The 19,294-nt window shown below is 48.5% G+C and carries 15 protein-coding genes; 14 read left to right on the plus strand and 1 reads right to left on the minus strand.

Annotated elements, in window-relative coordinates:
* The 14 genes from K384_RS10740 to K384_RS10805 all read left to right on the plus strand — a co-directional run.
* Positions 1-465 (plus strand): GLPGLI family protein (locus K384_RS10740; protein ID WP_157630136.1); only part of this gene is annotated, 465 nt, incomplete at its 5' end.
* 84 nt (positions 466-549) lie between these two features.
* A complete protein-coding gene (locus tag K384_RS10745) occupies positions 550-3,312 on the plus strand; it encodes a carboxypeptidase-like regulatory domain-containing protein (RefSeq protein ID WP_157630137.1) in 2,763 nt (920 codons plus the stop codon).
* A gap of 34 nt (positions 3,313-3,346) precedes the next feature.
* Complete coding sequence (locus K384_RS10750) at positions 3,347-4,186, plus strand: GLPGLI family protein (RefSeq protein WP_038032226.1); 840 nt, start codon at positions 3,347-3,349, stop codon at positions 4,184-4,186.
* A 289-nt stretch (positions 4,187-4,475) separates the two neighbouring features.
* Positions 4,476-7,283: a M16 family metallopeptidase gene (locus tag K384_RS10755; RefSeq protein WP_038032229.1), complete on the plus strand. Its 2,808-nt coding sequence runs from the start codon at positions 4,476-4,478 to the stop codon at positions 7,281-7,283.
* A 134-nt stretch (positions 7,284-7,417) separates the two neighbouring features.
* A complete protein-coding gene (locus K384_RS13480; RefSeq protein WP_157630138.1) occupies positions 7,418-7,798 on the plus strand; it encodes a hypothetical protein in 381 nt (126 codons plus the stop codon).
* A gap of 152 nt (positions 7,799-7,950) precedes the next feature.
* Positions 7,951-8,718, plus strand: coding sequence for a glycosyltransferase family 2 protein (locus tag K384_RS10765; protein WP_038032232.1), 768 nt, complete (start codon positions 7,951-7,953; stop codon positions 8,716-8,718).
* A 4-nt stretch (positions 8,719-8,722) separates the two neighbouring features.
* Positions 8,723-10,375, plus strand: a complete 1,653-nt coding sequence (locus K384_RS10770) for an ArnT family glycosyltransferase (protein ID WP_038032236.1) — start codon at positions 8,723-8,725, stop codon at positions 10,373-10,375.
* Between the two features lie 9 nt (positions 10,376-10,384).
* On the plus strand, positions 10,385-11,419 hold the full coding sequence (locus K384_RS10775; RefSeq protein ID WP_038032239.1) for a quinone-dependent dihydroorotate dehydrogenase: 1,035 nt from the start codon (positions 10,385-10,387) through the stop codon (positions 11,417-11,419).
* Positions 11,420-11,469: 50 nt separating this feature from the next.
* Entirely contained in the window at positions 11,470-14,133 is a 2,664-nt protein-coding gene (locus K384_RS10780; RefSeq protein WP_038032242.1) for an FtsK/SpoIIIE family DNA translocase, read from the plus strand.
* Positions 14,134-14,166: 33 nt separating this feature from the next.
* On the plus strand, positions 14,167-14,817 hold the full coding sequence (locus K384_RS10785; protein ID WP_038032298.1) for a LolA family protein: 651 nt from the start codon (positions 14,167-14,169) through the stop codon (positions 14,815-14,817).
* 120 nt (positions 14,818-14,937) lie between these two features.
* Positions 14,938-15,837 (plus strand): ACP S-malonyltransferase, encoded by a 900-nt coding sequence (fabD, locus tag K384_RS10790; RefSeq protein ID WP_038032301.1) that lies wholly within the window; start codon positions 14,938-14,940, stop codon positions 15,835-15,837.
* A gap of 56 nt (positions 15,838-15,893) precedes the next feature.
* On the plus strand, positions 15,894-16,112 hold the full coding sequence (locus tag K384_RS10795) for a YtxH domain-containing protein (RefSeq protein ID WP_051633338.1): 219 nt from the start codon (positions 15,894-15,896) through the stop codon (positions 16,110-16,112).
* Between the two features lie 205 nt (positions 16,113-16,317).
* The gene (locus K384_RS10800) at positions 16,318-17,529 is read left to right on the plus strand and encodes an NAD(P)-dependent oxidoreductase (RefSeq protein ID WP_038032245.1); all 1,212 of its coding nucleotides are present in this window, start codon (positions 16,318-16,320) and stop codon (positions 17,527-17,529) included.
* The gene (locus K384_RS10805; RefSeq protein ID WP_038032248.1) at positions 17,529-18,716 is read left to right on the plus strand and encodes a class I SAM-dependent rRNA methyltransferase; all 1,188 of its coding nucleotides are present in this window, start codon (positions 17,529-17,531) and stop codon (positions 18,714-18,716) included. Before K384_RS10800 ends, K384_RS10805 begins: the two co-directional genes overlap by 1 nt.
* 56 nt (positions 18,717-18,772) lie before the next feature.
* Here the strand turns inward: K384_RS10805 and K384_RS10810 are convergent, their stop codons facing one another.
* Entirely contained in the window at positions 18,773-19,192 is a 420-nt protein-coding gene (locus K384_RS10810; protein WP_038032249.1) for a hypothetical protein, read from the minus strand.
* Positions 19,193-19,294: the final 102 nt, after the last annotated feature.

The following is a 19,294-nucleotide window of genomic DNA, read 5'->3' on the forward strand; positions in this document are numbered from 1 at the left end:
TGGAAGGTGTTCCCCGAAGAAAAGCAAATAGGCGAGCTGCTATGCCGGAAAGCAGTGGGGAGCCTTAGGGGGCGTACTTATGTGGCTTGGTATTGCCCGCAAATACCGGTTCCTTATGGGCCTTGGTTGCTGAATGGCTTGCCGGGCTTGATTGTAGAAGCTCACGACCTTTCCCGGCAAGTGAATTTCCTTTTTAAGAGCCTTACTTTGTCGGAACAGGTAAAAGTACCCCGGGTGGAGGATATAAGTAAGAAAAAAAGGAAAGTGAAAATAGTGAGCAGGGAAAAGTACTATGATATTATGATGGAAAGCATGGTTAAGGTTATAAGAATGCTCGCCGATACGGACTACGACATAGAGGTGTCATTGGACGAAACCGTTATTAGTAAAGGTAGGGAAATGGACCAATATTCGCTACAAATCCAAAAAAATGCGCTTGACAAAGTACTACGCAGGAAGAAATAAAAATGGGTAGTGTCAAGAATAGAAATAGAATAAGGGGACGGTAAAATCAGAATTACAATATTGAAATCTGAATAAAAAGGATAAATGATGTATCGGAGAGGGTTATTGGCTCTGCTATTGTTTTTTCACGCAATGGCAGGGCAGGCGCAGCATGTTTTGGAAGGGTGGGTGCGCGACAGCCTGCAGCGTCCCGTAGCGTCGGCTTTTGTGTCACTGGTTGACAGCTCAATGCACCTGCATGCGCAGCAAATCACGGATGCGGAGGGGTACTTCAAAATGGAAGGACGCTTCCCGGAGCGTGCGCTTTTGATTATAGAAGCGTTGGGGTACCGCGAAAAGCGTTTGCCGGTGGAGTGGGGCAGGAACGCCCGCCTTCGTTTGGCGCCCATCGTCTTGGAGCCATTCGCTATGAATATAGAACAAGTGGTCATTGAAGGGCAACGCTATGAAATCAAAGAAAATGGCGACAGCACCATTTACAAAGCAGAGGACTACCTGGAAGGCAACGAGCGCAATGTGGAAGATGCTTTGAAAAAACTGCCGGGCGTGGAGGTAGATAAAGACGGCATCGTGTATTTGCGTGGGAAGCGGGTGTCGAAGGTGATGTTGGAAGATGACGACCTGACCGGCTCGAATTATACCTTGCTTACGCGCAACCTGTCGGTTGACTTGGTGGAGGAGTTCCACTTTGTGGATAACTACGAAGACAATCCTGCCTTGCGTGGCTTGTCGCAAACCGACGAGCTGATTTTGAATTTAAAAGTCAAGAAAAAAAGCTTTGGAAAATTTGTCGGTTCCGTAAGCCTTGCTTCGGGCGCCGATGTAAAAACCGGCACCGACACATGGCGGCGTGAAGTCTCTGCTTCTTTGCTTTATTTGTGGGCGAAAGGGCAGGCCGTGGAAGAAGCCAAAGCCAAGCGGCGTGTCAATAAGCTGGTGAGCTTGACCAACCACAACAACACCGGCAATGACCTGATGAATCGCTACAGCTTCGATCCGTTTGGCAGCAGTCCGTTCGACTTTGGCGATGTGCGCGACGGCTATCTCAATGATTTTTACCTGCAGTCGCCTGTAGCCTTGCAAAAACAGCGCAACCTGTTCAACGACGGCGTAAAGTCTCTTAATACCTTAATTTTTCGCCCTGCCGCTGATTGGAAATCTACAGCCACCGTGTTGTATTATGAAGACCGCGTGCAGCAAGCATTCAGCGAGTCGAGCCGTTATGCGGCAGCAGGGGCTGCCTTCTCTCGCGCCTATGAGCATGTCGAGCAGCTGCACGAGTGGCTGGGAGGAATCCGGCTGCGGCAGTTTGTGGAGTTGAACCAAGAGGCAAACATAGAACTGAATACGGTATGGCAGCAAAACAACCGCCCTTTTAGTCAAACCAATCGCACCTTCATCGATGGCTTGTTGGCAGACCGGCTGGCACAAGCCCAACAACGCCGCTATTTTGCCCAAGACCACGAGCTGAAACTCACCAAGCGGTGGAACAAACACCATGCCTGGGTGGTATCGGCCTACTACCATGCCGACTCGCTGCGCGAAGCACTCGATGCCCGCGCGCAGGCCGATCGTTATGCAGACTTTTTCAGGCTTGACTTCGCCGCCAATGGCGTAGAACAAGAGGTACTCAGCTATTTTGAACGGTGGGGCGGGCAGCTGCAAGGCGTGTACCGTTTGAGTCCACGCAGTTATTGGGAATACACCACGCACTACACGGCGCACAAAGAGCGCTTGCAGGGCAGCACCGTCCTGCAAGGCGATAACAACGAACGCTTTGCACCTGTTGACTTCGGAAAGTCCCAAAGCTTGGAGGTCCAAGATGTGGGGGCTATGTTGTCGCATCATTATGCCATTACGAAAGCCTTGAAATGGCGCAGCAGTCTGCATGCCCGGCGTGCATACGCAAAACGCAGGCAGGCCGATGCGGAAGAGCATTCCGGCTTTTGGTTGGGAAGCGCTTCCACCGGCTTTGCCTATGAAAAAAAGAGCGATAAGGTTACTTCTACCTGGAGCTTCATTTATGGCTATCAAACACAGTTGCCTACCTTGCGGTCTGTGCATGGCATGCTATACTTGCCCAACTTCGACCGCATTTATACCGGTGCCGACAGCCTGGCGGTATTGCGCTCACACAGCTTCAACTTAAGCTTGTCGCGCTATCATGGTTTCGCTTCTTGGCTGCGCTGGAATCTCTCTTATACCTACCACCTGCCGGCTTCTTCTTCCCGTTTTCGTTTTGCGCCCTTGCTCGATTACACGCAGCTCATTTGGGCAGGCAATAGTGCCACACTCGCCCAAAACATTGAATGGGAGTTCCCGCTGTATTTCATCAATTCCAAAGCACATGTGGAACTCAACGCTTCACGCACACAAAGCCTCAATGAAGGGATTGGCGTAGGAGAACGCCGTTTTGTGGCATATGCCTTGATGCCCGCTGTATTCATTGAGTCGCGTTTCTTTGGGTGGTTCAATTACTATGCAGGCGCGGAGATGCAGCAAAGCATGACGTCCGTAGAAGAAGCAGGCAGTACTTTTTCTTTCGACAACCGCTATTTCAATGCTTACCTGAATTTTTCTTTACGTTTCTGGGACGAACGCCTGTTGTGGAAAATCAATAATCAGGTGGTGTATTTGCCGGAGCAAAAGGATGCTTATCATTTTCTCGATACAGAAATATCTATCAACTGGCATGAAGAAGGGCGTTTCCCTTTGTTCATACGTGCCTATAACCTGACCGACCGGCAGGTGCTGCAAATCAATGCATCAAGCGATGTGGCGGGCAGCACACGAAGCTTCAATCTTTTGCCACGTTATGTGTTGCTTGGCTGCCGGCTGTCGTGGTAAGAAACAAGAGATAATAAATGAAAACAACCATCTCATGAGACTACAAAGTGTGTTTATCGTTGCTTTATTCATCATACAGTGTATGCCTGCTCGCGCACAGGTTACGCATGTCAGGTATTTGGTGGTGGAAGATTGGAGGTGGAAAGACAGCGCGCACTTTCCCGAAGCTACCAAAAAGAATGCATGGTATGCAGACCTGTATTTTGATGCATCCGCATCGCTTTATGTAGAGCGGGCAGAGCCCGCTTCCGAAGAAGAGCAAATGCGCTGGATGTCTGAAAAGATGGAGCAGGCACAAGAAGAGGGGACGGCGCTCATCAATCCAAACGAGATGCCTTTTCGCCTGAATCCTTGGGAGTACTATTTCTACAATGCCTGTGCTTCCGGAAAGCAAGCTTGGGAGTGGGTGGCAAGCCGGTCCATGGGAGGCAACGAAGCGTGCGAGTCCTTGCAGATACGCTGGGTTGTGCAGCCTGCAGAGCAGCGTGTCATATCGGGAGTAGCTTGCAAAAAGGCAGTGGGGCGTTTCCGGGGGCGGCAATATGTGGCGTGGTATGCGCCTTCTATTCCGTATGCCCATGGTCCGTGGAAGCTGAACGGGCTGCCCGGCCTGATATTGGAAGCATATGAGGAAAACAAAAAACTGGTTTTTCGTCTGGTGGGCGTGGAGTACCTGCAGCAGAAACGCCTGGAAGACGAGGTAGAGCAGGTGCGCCGGCAAATCAAGCCTTCGTCTTATTACGCATCGCGCCACGATTATTTGAAAGCACAAATAGAGGAAGAAAACCGCAAACAAAGGATGAGGGGTGCTGCTTCGCCTTTCTCTTTGCAACAAGCGGCAAAGAAGTGGCGTGAGCTGGATGCATGGAGGTGATATGGTTGTTGAAAATATTGCTATCCTCTGTTTTTTAGGAAAAATAAAAAATAACCTTAGTGGAGCAATTGAGTACTCGCTAAGGTTATTTTTTTCGTAGATATTGTTTGATTGTTTCTGAAAAAGCATACGGATAAAATGAATCGTAAATTTGTATAACTACTTAATTTGGCTTAATCGCCTTTTATATTTTTCAATAATCTTAAAAAGCAATATATGTGCTTTTTATTTTTTTTGATAAAAAAACTTGACTTATTAAATTGGGCACATTAACCAAAAAACATTGTCTATGTTACTACGAAGAACACTACTTACCGTATGGTTGGTCTTTTGGGGAGGAGTTATTTGGGCACAAAGTGTATCAAATCGTGCCATTCCCTTGGACCCGCATGTGAAAACCGGCGTTTTGCCGAATGGACTGACCTATTACATCCGGCACAACCAAAAACCCGAAAAGCGGGTAGAGTTGCGCTTGGTGGTCAATGCCGGTTCTGTTCTCGAAGATGAAAAGCAGTTAGGTCTGGCTCATTTCGTTGAGCACATGGCTTTTAACGGCACTAAAAAGTTTCCTAAAAATGAAATTGTAAGTTACCTTCAATCTATTGGGGTGCAGTTCGGTGGGGATTTGAATGCCTATACAAGTTTTGATGAAACCGTGTATATGCTACCGGTACCTACCGACAAACCGGAATTGGTGGATAAAGGGCTTGAAATCTTGCGCGAATGGGCAAGCAATGTAACCTTCGAGCCCGAGGAAGTAGAAAAAGAGCGTGGCGTAGTGCTCGAAGAGTGGCGCTTGGGGCGTGGTGCCGAGCAGCGTATGATGGACAAACAGTTTCCTGTGATTTTGAAAGGCTCGCGTTATGCCAAGCGCTTGCCTATTGGTACTGAGCAAAGCTTAAAGACTTTCAAGTATAAAGACTTGGTGCGCTTTTATAAAGATTGGTATCGCCCCGACCTGATGGCAGTAGTGGTGGTGGGCGACATAGACCCCGCACAAATAGAGCAAAAGATAAAAGCGCTGTTTGGGGATTTGAAAGCCCCCAAGAAAGCGCCCAAGCGTGAGTTTTACCCCGTGCCTGACCATAAGGAGATGCTTGTAACGGTGGCAAGCGACAAAGAGGCAGCCTTTCCTTCGGTGCAGCTGCTCTTTAAAAAAGCACCTGTAAGCATCAAAACCGAGCAAGATTACTTGGAACGCCTGAAGATGGAAATGGTAGAAGGGATGCTCTCTGAGCGCCTCGAGGAGTTGCGCCTTTCGGCAGAGCCGCCTTTTTCTTATGCATGGGCAAATTACGGCAACTTCGTGCGTACCAAAGATGCCTTTTCGCTTGATGCCATAACCGACGGCAGCAAGCTGCAAGATGCTTTGCAAACCCTGCTGACCGAGGCACGCCGGGCGGCGCTTTACGGCTTTGTGGAGCAGGAATTTGAACTTTACAAGAAGAAATATTTGGCAGAACTGGAATTGCAATACAATGACCGTCAAAAAACCGAATCCAAGCGCTTGGTTTGGGCATATGTGAACCATTACTTGGAAGGAGCACCTGCACCCGGCATAGAGTATAAATATGCTTTTGCGAAAGAGCACCTCGATAAAATCACGCTCGAGGACTTGAATGCCTTGATAAAGCAAATGATTACCGGAGAAAACATGGTGGTAGTAGTGCAGGGACCTGAAAAAGAAGGGGTGAAAATGCCTACCGAAGAGGAGGTGCGCCGGATGGTGCAGGAGACACAAAAGCAGGAAGTGAAGCCCTACGAAGCCAAAGCGTTGGCTGCTTCTTTGATGCAGGGCATAGAGCTGAAGCCGGGTAAAGTGACAGCTGAACACACAATAGAATCTTTGGGTGTGATAGAATGGACCTTGTCCAACGGGGCACGTGTGCTGTTGAAGCCTACCAACTTCAAGGATGATGAGGTACTTATCTCTGCCTTCAGCTATGGGGGCAGCTGGCTTGCCGATGAAAAGAACCTGCCTTCAGCTGAATTTATAGCCGGCGTGGTTGCTGAGAGTGGCGTGTATCAATTCTCTGCCACCGAGCTGTCTAAGATGCTGGCAGGAAAAAATGTAGAAGTAAGCCCCACCATCGGTAATTTATTGGAAGGGTTCCGTGGAAAAACAACACCTAAAGACCTGCAGACAGCACTGGAGCTCTTGCATCTTTACTTTGTGGCACCGCGCCACGACCCCGAGGCTTTCCGCTCTGCTCTGCAACGCAGCAAAGGCTTTATGACCAACCTGATGGCAAACCCCATGTATTACTTCTATGACCAATATGCAAGGCTGCTGAGCAATTACCATCCGTATGGCGACGCTTGGTTGCCGGATTACGACAAGATAGACTATGATAAGGGCTTTGCGTTCTACAAAGAGCGCTTTGCCGATGCCTCGGATTTTACCTTCCTTTTTGTGGGGAATATAGACCCGGAAACCTTCAAGCCCATGGTTGAGCGCTACATTGCCTCGCTGCCTTCGCTCAACCGCAAAGAGAAGTGGATAGACCGCGGGGTACGCCCCCCAAAAGGCAAAGTGGATACTATCTTCTACAAAGGCAGTGACCCAAAAAGCATGGTGCAAATGGTCTTTGCCGGCGAGCTGCCCGCCTATGACGAAAAAGAGGCTTTCTTGCTGCAAATGCTGGGCGATTTGCTCAATATCAAATTGGTTGAAACTATACGCGAGGAAGCTTCGGGGGTGTACACCGTAGGCGCTTACGGCTACATGACAAAATCGCCCTCTGCCGGTTACAGATTCGGCATTTCTTTCCCTTGTGCACCTGAACGTGTGGAAGAGCTCACTGCTTTGGCGCTGGCGGAGGTAAAGAAAGTGCAGGAAGGCAAAATAGCAGAAGAAGACCTGCAGAAAATAAAAGAACAATACCGCCGCAAGAAGGAAGTGGAACTGCAGACCAACAACTATTGGTTGAATGCCCTGCAAAGCCGTTACTTTGAACAGATGGACCCCGAAGGCATACTCAAGTGGGAAGAAAAGCTGCAGAGCGTTACGAAGCAAAACCTGCAAACCGTAGCGAAAAAGTATTTGGATACAAATGCATTTATTCGTGCCGTATTGAAACCGGAACAAAAACCATAATCCTATAACTTACATTGTTTTATGACAGGGATGCTCTCGTGGGCATCCCTGTTTTGTTTGTTGCAAGCTTGCAAAAGACACCTTCCGCTTTGGGTGGCCTTTATATTTGCAACGTTTACCCAAAAAAAGCACTGATGAAAAATCAAGCACTTTTTATCGTTTTTGGCATACTTTTGGTAATAAGTGGAGTGAAAGCGCAAGGGATAAACGGATGGCATTCCCTTGACAACAACTACCACTATTCAAGCCGTCCTTATCGTGATGTGTATAATCATGCTTACAAGCATGCAGAGAACCTGTGGAAGGATGCAGACAGAGATGGCTATGTGGGCTACTATGATTACAATGACCGCAACCCTGCGGTAACTACAAGACCACAGCGCCCGGCGAGTCCGTCTTATGCAGTGCCTTCCTACTCGATGCCGGCAAGCGTGCGCCCGATCTATACGGGCCCCCGTGGTGGGCATTATTATTACAACAGCAGGGGAAAGAAGGTGTATGTCCGCCCGGAATAAAGGCTTTTCTACTCATTGTAGCTACCTATATAATGCCGACTGTTTGTTGATGACCGCCGGTGTGCAGCCCGCTGCACCCGGCTTTTTGTTTGGCTTAATTGGCAGTGCCCCGAAATGCTTTTATATTTGTGTGCCAAAATCATTGAACCAACATGTATTCAGGAAAAAAAGTAGCCGTTGTTTTACCTGCCTACAATGCAGCCCGCACACTGGAAAGAACCTACCGGGAAATCCCTTTTGATATTGTAGATGAAGTGATACTGGTAGATGACGCAAGCTCGGACGATACCTCTGAGCTGGCGCGCAAGCTTGGCATACGGCACGTGATTCGGCATGAGCAAAACAAGGGTTATGGGGGCAATCAAAAGACCTGTTACCGGACGGCGCTTGCCTTGGGCGCCGACATTGTGGTGATGCTACACCCCGACTATCAATACACGCCCAAGCTGATAACCGCCATGGTGTCTATCATAGGTGAGGAGGTGTATCCGGTAGTGTTTGCTTCCCGTATCTTAGGAAAAGGCGCTTTGCGTGGCGGCATGCCCTTGTACAAATATGTAGCCAATCGCGCTTTGACACTCTTCCAAAATATACTGCTGAACCAAAAGCTGTCGGAGTACCACACCGGTTACCGGGCTTTTTCGGCAGAGGTATTGCGCAATATAGACTTCGAGCAAAACTCGGATGATTTTATTTTCGATAACGAAATCATAGCGCAAATATTCAATGCAGGCTATGAAATAGCCGAAGTAACCTGCCCCACACGCTACTTTGAGGAGGCTTCCTCGATCAACTTCAAGCGCAGCGTGATTTATGGCTTGGGTGTGTTGCGTGTGTCTTTGCGTTACCGTTTGCATCGTTGGGGTGTGTGGCCTTGGCAGTTGCTCAAAAAACAAACCGGTACGTCAACAACAAAGTAAGGTTATGATAAAGCGCATCTTCGATAAAGACTATCCCTACCATTGGCTGATTTTGATGCTGTCGGGGATGGTCTTTTTCTTTCCTTTTCTGGGAAAAGTGCATCTCTTCGACTGGGATGAGATCAACTTTGCCGAGTCGGCACGTGAAATGCTCGTGACGGGCAACTATACACGCGTGCAAATCAACTTTGAGCCTTTTTGGGAAAAACCGCCTTTTTTCTTCTGGCTGCAGGCGCTTAGCATGAAGCTTTTTGGGGTGAATGAATGGGCAGCCCGCTTTCCCAATGCCGTCTTTGGGGTAATTACACTGCTTACTTTCTATTTTATAGGAAAGCGCCATTACGATGGGCGCTTTGGTTTCATTTGGGGGTTGTGTTACTTGGGTTCTTTTTTGCCGCATTTTTATTTTAAATCTGCCATCATCGACCCCGTGTTCAATTACTTTATATTCATGGGAGTGTATGGCTTGGCACGTGCTGTAGCAGCTTACAAGACGCCCTTCGCTTTGAAATGGGCAACGCTGGCCGGTGCAGCTACCGGCATGGCTATTTTAACCAAAGGACCGGTGGGCTTGTTGATGGTGGGCTTGAGTTTTTTGGTTTTCGGGGCTTGGTATGGCTTTCGTAAGGTAGCACGCCCGGTAGATGTACTTGCGTTTGCATTCGCTGCTTTTGTGACTTCTTTTGCTTGGTATGGCCTGGAACTCATTCAACATGGCACCTGGTTTGTTGAGGAGTTTATCCGTTACCACATTCGCTTGCTGACCACACCGGATGCCGGCCACGAGCAGCCTTTCTTTTATCATTTTGTAGTGGTGTTTTTGGGTTGCTTCCCCATGTCTGTGCTGGCATTGCCCGCCTTTGGCAAACAGGAGCAGCGCCCCGACCCCCTGCACCTGCGCCGTTGGATGTTGGCACTCTTCTGGGTGGTAATGATTGTATTCACTCTGGTGAAAACCAAAATCGTGCATTATTCATCGCTGTCTTATTTCCCGCTTTCCTTTTTGGCTGCCTATGTAGTGTACTGGCACATGGAAGAGCAAAAGCCTTTGCCGCTGTATGTGCGCCGCTTGTTATTGATTGTGGCTACCGTTTTTGGTTTGTTGCTTACGGCCCTTCCTTTGTTTGCCTATTTCAAAGAGTCGTTCTACCACTTTATTAAAGACCCCTTCGCGGTGGCTTGCTTGCAAACAGAGGTACATTGGGGCGGTTGGGAATTCCTGATGGGCTTGATTTATGTAGTACTGGCTTCGGTAGGCATCTATTGGATATGGCAGCACCGCCTGCGTGCCGGTTTGTTGTGGCTTTGCTATGCCACGGCCGTCTGTCTGATGGGCTATCTGGTAGTGATAGTGCCCAAGATAGAAGCCTATTCGCAAAGACCGGCCATTGAGTTCTACGAAAGCCTGCAGGGAAAAGATGTGTATGTGCGTCCGGTAGGCTTTAAGAGCTACGCTCATTACTTCTATGCCCGTGTGCAGCCACAAGCCAACCCCAAAAGTAAAGACGAAGCGTGGTTGTTGCAGGGCGACATAGACAAGCCCGCCTACTTTGTGGTGAAAGCCAACCAAAAAGACCGCATGGCACCTTATGCCGACGTGAAGCTGATAGGCGAAAAAGGTGGCTTTGCTTTCTTCGTTCGAGAACCCAAAAAATAAAATTGAGGGATGTATTCACTGATTCGCCGTTTGCTTTTTTTATTGCCTGCCGAGCAGGCACATCTTTTTACCTTTTCCTGCTTGCGCGTGCTCATGCGCCTGCCTTTTGTCAAAGCTTTGTGCAAAAGGCTTTTCGTAGTAGAAGACCCGCGCCTGGAACGCGAGTATTGGGGTATTCGCTTCCGTAACCCCATAGGGTTGGCGGCAGGCTTCGATAAAAACGCCCTGTTGATAGATGCGTGGGAATATTTCGGCTTTGGTTTTGTGGAAATAGGGACTGTGACGCCCCGTCCACAGGCAGGCAATCCCCGCCCCCGCTTGTTTCGCCTTATTCAGGACCGCGCCATCATCAACCGGATGGGCTTCAACAACGATGGGGTGGATGCCATCGTGGAGCGTTTGAAAAAACGCAAATCGAACATTGTGATAGGCGGCAACATAGGCAAAAACAAAACCACCCCCAATGAGCGTGCCGTAGAAGACTACGTGATTTGCTTCGAAAAACTGTTCGAATATGTGGATTATTTTGTGGTGAATGTGAGTTCGCCCAATACGCCCAACCTAAGGGCACTGCAGGAAAAAGAGCCGCTAAAGCAACTGCTGGAAGAGCTGCAGCGTCGCAATATGGCTAAGCCGCAGCCCAAGCCTATTTTATTGAAAATAGCCCCCGATTTGAGCGAAGAGCAATTGAAAGATGTTATTGAAATAGTAAAGCATACCGGCATTGCCGGCATTATTGCCACCAACACTACTATTGGCAGGGACGGACTGCGTACCCCCCCGGAAAAAGTGGCAGCCATAGGCGCCGGTGGGCTTAGTGGTGCCCCCTTGCGCGCGCGTTCGGAAGAAATATTACAGCTGTTGCGCAAATATGCGGGCGACGATTTCCCCATTGTTTCGGTAGGCGGCTTGATGACGCCCGGTGACGTGTGCCGCCGCTTGAGTGCCGGTGCCGACCTGGTGCAGCTTTATACCGGCTTTGTGTATGCCGGGCCTGCTTTGGTGAAGCGCAGTCTCGAACAGCTGTTGCATGAAGAAAGTTGAAATGATTTCGTTAAATTAGCTTTTGCAAAACATGCCTGCTTGTTGACATTATGACCAAAAACATACCTAAGAATACACCCAAAAACGAACCTATACGCAGAGCCAAAAAACGAATAGGGCTGCTGAAAGACAGACGCTTGCAGCTGGTGCTGGGCTTTGCTTTGTTTTTTATGGCTTTTTACCTGCTTTTGGCTTTCACTTCTTATTTGTTTACAGCCAAAGCCGACCAAAGCGTGGTGGAAGCCATCGACAGCACCGGCGTAATTGAAGCCGGCGACGAAGTGGAAAACTGGCTGGGTATTTATGGGGCCTTGCTGTCTTATCGTTTCATCTTTCGTTGGATGGGCTTAGGCGCTTTCTTTATTGTGCCTTTGCTGGTACACACAGCCGTGGACCTTATTTTCCGGGTGCGTTTGTTTGCTTTTAAGCGCACCTTCTTGCTTTTTCTCTTTTTGGCTTTTTGGCTTAGTTACACGCTCGGTTATTTGGCTGTGACACTGCCCGGTGGCAACTACTTTACACTGATTGCCGGCGGTGTGGGCTACGAGCTGGCACGATGGACCCACGCCCTCATTGGCTGGGGCACTCCCTTGTGGCTGGCATTTTGCTTCATTGTCTTTGCCATTTACTTCTGGAACATCACAGCCGTGGATTGGAAGCAGTGGCGTGCGTTCAAGCGTATGGCCGCTCACGGCATGGAAGCCGTTTCATCGAAGAAGCATCCGGTACCGCCCGCAACGCCTTCGTTGGATACCGCAGAGGAAGAAAGCGATGAATATGAAGAAGACGAGGAGGAAAAAGGCGAAGAAGTGAGCCGTTTGCTTTATGAAGACGAAAAGAAAATAGAAGAAGAAGTTGAAAAGATGGGCATGAAGCTGGTTCGTATCGGCGAGGAGGAGGAAGAGCAACAGCACAGCGAAGCTACTAAGAAAGCATCCAAACCTGTTGCTGCGGATACAGAAGAAGAGGAGGAGGCAGGAGAGAAAGAAGAAGCATCTACCATTACTTTTTCACTTGAAGAAGAAGAAGAAAAACAAAGCGGCAAAGAGAAACAACCATCAAAAGATGCGCCCCTTACGGTAGAGGTGGTCAATACTACGGACTTGCCCCCTGTGTCGGCGGTTGTGGACGAGGACGAGGAAGACGAGGACGAAGAAGACATTTTGGACAATTCGACGCCCGGGAGCCTAAGTACGACCTACGATCCGCGGTTGGAGTTGTCGCGCTATCAAATGCCGCCCACTTCCTTGCTCGACGATGCACCCGCCGAAAGTGTGCAGGTGACGCGCGAAGAGCTGGAAGCCAATAAGGATAAAATCGTAGAAACACTGGGGCATTATGGCATTGGCATTGAGTCCATCAAAGCGACCATAGGCCCTACGGTTACTCTGTATGAGCTGGTGCCCAAAGCAGGGGTGCGTATTTCCAAAATCAAAAACCTTGAAGACGACATTGCACTGAGCTTGTCTGCTTTGGGGATTCGCATCATTGCGCCCATCCCCGGTAAGGGCACCATTGGCATTGAGGTGCCAAACAAAAAACGCGAATTGGTTGCTTTGCGCCCTATCTTGGAGAGTGAACAGTTTCGCAATACGAAATATGCCTTGCCTATTGCTTTTGGCAAGACTGTAACCAACGAGATTTTCATGGTAGATCTTGCCAAGATGCCACACCTGCTCATTGCAGGGGCTACCGGGCAAGGTAAATCCGTCGGTTTGAATGTGATTTTGGCTTCCTTGCTTTATAAAAAGCACCCTGCCGAGTTGAAGTTTGTGCTGGTTGATCCCAAAAAGGTGGAACTCACTCTTTATAATAAAATAGAGCGTCATTTTCTTGCCAAGCTGCCCGATGAAGAGGAAGCCATCATTACCGATACTTCCAAGGTAATCAATACACTGAACTCGTTGTGTATTGAAATGGATACGCGCTACGACCTGTTGAAAAAAGCAGGTTGCCGTAACATTAAAGAATACAACAAGAAGTTTCTGGAGCGGCGGCTTAATCCTGAGAAAGGGCACCGCTTCATGCCTTATATCGTGTTGATTATTGACGAGCTGGCCGATTTGATGATGACCGCCGGCAAAGAGGTAGAGCAGCCCATAGCACGCCTTGCACAGCTGGCGCGCGCCATAGGCATCCACTTGGTGGTGGCTACCCAACGCCCCTCGGTCAATGTTATTACAGGTATCATTAAAGCCAACTTCCCGGCACGTCTTTCATTCCGCGTAACATCCAAAGTGGACTCGCGCACCATTCTGGATACCGGTGGTGCCGAACAGTTGATTGGTATGGGCGACATGCTGTTTTCTACAGGCGCCGACCTGGTGCGGGTACAATGCGCCTTCATCGACACGCATGAAGTGGAAGCCGTCTGCGATTTCATTGGCGAGCAGCCGGGCTACGCTTCGGCCTATCTGCTGCCCGAATATGTAGGCGAAGCGGGCGAAAATGAAGCCGGCGCCGTGGATTTGTCTGACCGCGATGCCCTCTTTGAAGAAGCAGCCCGCATTGTGGTCATGCATCAACAAGGCAGTACTTCGCTTTTGCAACGCCGCTTAAAAATAGGTTACAACCGGGCAGGGCGTATCATCGACCAACTTGAACAAGCCGGCATCGTAGGACCCTTCGAGGGCAGCAAGGCACGTGAGGTACTTATACCCGATGAGTATGCTTTGGAACAGTTATTGAATGAACTAAACAACAAACATGGTTAACCTTTAAAATAAGTGAAAGAAAAAGTGATGAACATGATGAAAAAAAGCCTATTCCTGTGTCTTGCCTTTGTGATAGCTTGGAGCAGCTATGCACAAACCGCTTACGAGCAAAAAGCCGCAGAGATTTTGCAAAAGGTAGAGGAAAAATACAAGAACGTAGAAGCCCTGCGGGCTTACTTTACCTACGAGATGCGCAACCCGGTGCACAATGTATATGAAAAAACTGAAGGCGTTTTTGTGATGAAAGGCGATAAGTACCGCCTGATACTGCCCGAGCAGGAAGTCATCAACAACGGAACCACGCTGTGGACTTATCTGAAAGAGACCAACGAGGTGAATATCTCGGACTATGAGCCCGACGAATCGGAAATTACACCGGATAAAATCTTTACACTTTACAAACGCGACTACAAATACATTTGGGTGGAGCGCATAGCCGAGCGTGGCAAAATATACAATGTCATTGACCTGCAGCCCATCGACAGAAACAAAAATCATTTCAAAATTCGCCTGGTCATCAATGAGGCTACTCATTCCATCAAAAGCTTCGAGATATTTGAAAAGAACCAAAACCGTTATAAATACACCTTCACGCGCTTGGAGTTCAATGTAGCAGTAGATGACAAATACTTCACCTTCAACCCTGCCGACTACCCGGGGGTAGAAGTAGTTGACTTGCGCTGATATGCTTGGCTATACCGCATGGCCGAAAAGACCTTGGTGAAAGCCAAGGTCTTTTTTTGTATCATTCGGGCAGCCTTTCTTATCTTTACCCATTGTTAAATACTAAAATAAATGGAAAAAATGAAAAAAGCATACGTATTTCCCGGACAAGGCGCACAGTTTCCCGGTATGGGCAAAGAACTCTATGAAAGCAATGCCGAAGCCAAAGAGCTTTTCGAAAAAGCCAATGATATTTTGGGCTTTCGTATTACCGATATTATGTTTGAAGGTACCGAAGAACAGCTCAAACAGACCAATGTAACGCAACCGGCTATTTTTATTCATTCAGTGGTGATGGCACGCTTGCTGCCCGATTTTCGCCCCGATATGGTAGCCGGGCATTCCTTAGGTGAGTTTTCTGCCTTAGTGGCAGCAGGGGCGCTTGCCTTTGAAGACGGGCTGCGCTTGGTGGCCAAGCGGGCCGAAGCCATGCAAAAAGCCTGTGAGCAGCAGCCTTCTACTATGGCAGCCATCTTAGGCTTGGAGGATGCCGTGGTAGAAAAAATATGCGAGGAAGTGAGTGCCGAAGGCGATGCTTTTTTGGTGGTGCCTGCCAACTATAACTGCCCCGGACAGCTGGTTATTTCCGGTACGGTAGAGGGGGTCAATCGTGCTTGCGAGCGCTTGAAAGAAGCCGGTGCCAAACGTGCTTTGGTCTTGCAAGTGGGTGGCGCTTTCCACTCGCCGCTTATGGAGCCCGCACGCCAAGAGTTGCAGGCTGCCATTGAAGAAACGCCTTTTAAGACCCCTGTTTGCCCTGTTTATCAAAATGTAAATGCAGAGCCTGCCACCGAGGTAGAAACCATCAAAAAAAATCTGATTGCACAGCTCACAGCCCCCGTGCGCTGGACACAAAGCGTGCAAAACATGCATCGTGACGGGGCTACGCACTTTGTGGAGTGCGGACCGGGTAAGGTGTTGCAAGGACTGGTGAAAAAAATAGTGCAGGAGGTGCAGACAGAAAGTGCAGTTATTGCATAATTTTTGCGGATACAAAGAGTGGTAAAACCTCGATAGACTCTTAAAACACAATAACTATGAGTAAAACAACTTCTCTTCTTGTATCTTTTTTGGCAGGAGCAACTGTCGGCTTTATGGCAGGTATTCTGGTTGCGCCTTACAGTGGTTCCGAAACCCGTCGCCGCTTGAAAAACAAAGCCAAGGATTTGCAATATGATTTGCAGGAGCAGGTAAACCAACTGTCTCATAAAGTGACGGAGCTGGCTGAAAAATATACACCTGCCTCGAAAAAATAATGGCCGGCCAGTAACGTGACTTTTGCAAAAGCAAACCATCATCCACCGGTGGTTTGCTTTTTTGTTTATTGGGTATTTCCGGATATCTGTTTATAAAAAAGCCAAATAAAATTGTAATTTTCCTATATTCTTTGCCATCTTTGTACTAAATTCGCACCTTTGAAAACCCCTGCTGCGTAAGCAGTTTGTTTAAAAGGTATTTCCTATGAAAATCGGTTTGATACGAGAAGGAAAAACACCCCCGGATAAGCGTGTTGTTTTATTGCCGGAGCAATGCCTGCTTTTGCAAGAGCGTTATCCGGAGGTTCAAATATATGTAGAAAAAAGTCAGGTGCGCTGTGTGCCTGATGCAGACTATGAAAAAGCCGGCTTGCCGGTCGTGGACGACATCAGCGTGGCAGACTTGCTTTTAGGTGTGAAGGAAGTGCCCGTCGATGCCCTGATTCCGGAGAAAACCTATATGTTTTTCTCGCATACCATCAAAAAACAGCCTTACAACCGCAAGCTGCTACAAACCATTTTGCAAAAAAATATTACACTGATTGACTTCGAATGCCTGACAGATGAAGCCGGCAACCGCCTGATTGCCTTCGGGCGCTTTGCCGGCATCGTGGGGGCTTACAATGCCTTGTGGACCTATGGCAAACGTTTTGGTGCTTACGAACTGAAGCGAGCTTATACCTGCAAAGATTACGAAGAATTGAAAAAGGAGCTGAAAAAGGTAAAGCTGCCTGCCAATTACAAAATAGCCCTCACCGGGCGCGGACGTGTGGGCAATGGAGCGGCGGAAGTGTTGGATGCGGCAGGTATTCGAAAAGTGAGCCCGCAAGAGTTCGTAGGGCAAACCTTTGAAGAGCCCGTTTATGCCCAGCTGGCATCCCGGGATTATTACGCACCCAACGAAGGTGTTTATTTCGATGAGCAGGAGTTCTATTCTCATCCGGAACGTTTTCATAGCGACTTTTTGAAGTATGCCCTTACTGCCGATATGCTGATTACCGGCCATTTCTGGAATCCACGCTCCGAGCCCCTCTTTACGGTCGATGACATGCAGTCTCCGGCATTCAAGATAAAAATTATTGCCGATATCACTTGCGACATTCGTGGCTCTGTGCCTTCTACCATCCGGGCAACAACCATCGAATCGCCGGTGTATGACTTTGACCCCTTCACAGGCAAAGAGCGGGCACCATTCAGCAATGAGCGTTTTGTGACGGTCATGGCTGTGGATAATCTACCTTGTGAGTTGCCTTTAGATGCGTCCCGTTCTTTTGGCAGGCAGTTTATAGAAAATGTTTTCCCCCACTTTATGAACGGAGACAAGGAGGAGGTACTTGCGCGGGCTACCATTGCCAAAGATGGCAAGCTGACACCCCGCTATTCATATTTACAGGATTACGTAGAAGGAAAGAGCTGATGAAATATCCGGTTTTGAAACTGAAAAAGGGGCGGGAACGAGCCGTGTTGCATCGCCACCCTTGGATATTCTCGGGAGCCATAGCAGAACCCGTAGAAGCCGGCAATGGTGAAATTGTAGAAATTCAAGACTACCATGGAGAACGTTTGGGCTATGGGTTTTTCTCTACCCAAAGCCAAATAGCATGCCGCATCTTTCATTTTAGCCGGGAACTATGTACTATAGACACAGCTTTCTGGCAGCAGAAAGTAGCGGATGCTTATCGTCTGCGCCGGCGTTTTGTCATCAGTGACCATACCAATGCTTACCGCTTGATTCATGCCGAAGGGGATGGCTTCCCCGGCGTGATTGTGGATGTGTATCATGAGGTGGCTGTTGTTCAGGTCCTTATCAAAGGCGTGGAGCATCTATTGCCTGCTTTGGCAGAGGTGCTTCTTTCTTATGGCGTCCGCTTTATTTATCTCAATGTCAAAGAGGTAGCACAGCGCATCGAACAAGTAAGCTTGGAGGAAGGGTGGTATGCGGCTGCACCCGGAAGCCCGGAAGTGGAAATTAAAGAGAACGGTTTGCGTTTTATCGTGGATGTGGCACGAGGACAAAAAACCGGCTTCTTCTTGGACCAACGCGATAACCGTCGCTTATTGGGAAGTTACAGCCGTGGTATGCGGGTGCTCAATACATTCAGCTACACCGGTGGTTTTAGCGTATATGCACTGGCACATGGTGCGGAGCTCGTTCACTCGGTAGATATTGCCCCGGCAGTTCTGGAAACGGCGGCGCGTAATGTGGCATTGAACGAATTGCCACAGGAAAAGCATGCCTCTTTTGCCATGGATGGCTTCAAATACCTTGAAAAACAAACACCTGACCATTTTTATGATATCATAGTATTGGACCCGCCGGCTTTTGCCAAGAATGCGCGTGCTGTGCCCAATGCCATGCGTGGATACAAAGCGCTCAACCTGCTGGCATTTAGAAAAATAAAGCCCGGTGGTTTGGTCTTTACTTTTTCGTGTTCCGGCAACATAGACAAAGACATGTTCCGCAAGGCGGTATTTGCCGGTGCAGCCGACGCGCGACGTGACGTGCGCATCCTTCACCAGCTTACGCAGCCCATTGACCATCCCGTAAATATTTATCACCCGGAAGGGGAGTATCTCAAAGGGTTGGTGTTGTACGTAGAATAAGAAAAAGCAGGGTGCCGGAGCACTCTGCTTGCAATCGTTGTAAGGTGCCGGATTGATTATGCGTGCTGCTCGAGAAGCCATTGGCGGGCTTGCTCGCGATCGTCGAAATATTCAATGAGGAAACCGGCATCTTCTGCTTCTTCAAAAGTCTGCTCGTAAGATACCTGTGTGAAAAGGTCTTTGCTCAGCAACACGGCAAAACGGGTAACCCCCATTTCTATCAACTTGGCAAATACATTTTGATTGTGCCATTCTTGCAATTCCGGACTAACCACATACATGGCATTGACGGCGTCAATAAATATTTTGTCTGTTTTGCCCCGGTAAGGCTGTGCCGCCTTCAGAATGTCGCGGAATTCCTGTTTGTAAATGTCATCATTCATATACTCACTTTCCGGAAGCCATATCTCTTCAAAGATACTGAGTTCCGGATTGTAGAGAACCCGTTGATACTTGCTTTCATAAATAGTTTCCATAAGAAGAAAATTTTCCTTACTTAAAGTTTGTAAAAAATCTCCCTCAAGTTATACAAAAATTTGGCTTGTGAATCGTGGGTGTAATAATATTTTGCTATTTTT

Source organism: Thermonema rossianum DSM 10300 (assembly GCF_000426825.1).
GTDB classification, from domain to species: domain Bacteria; phylum Bacteroidota; class Bacteroidia; order Cytophagales; family Thermonemataceae; genus Thermonema; species Thermonema rossianum.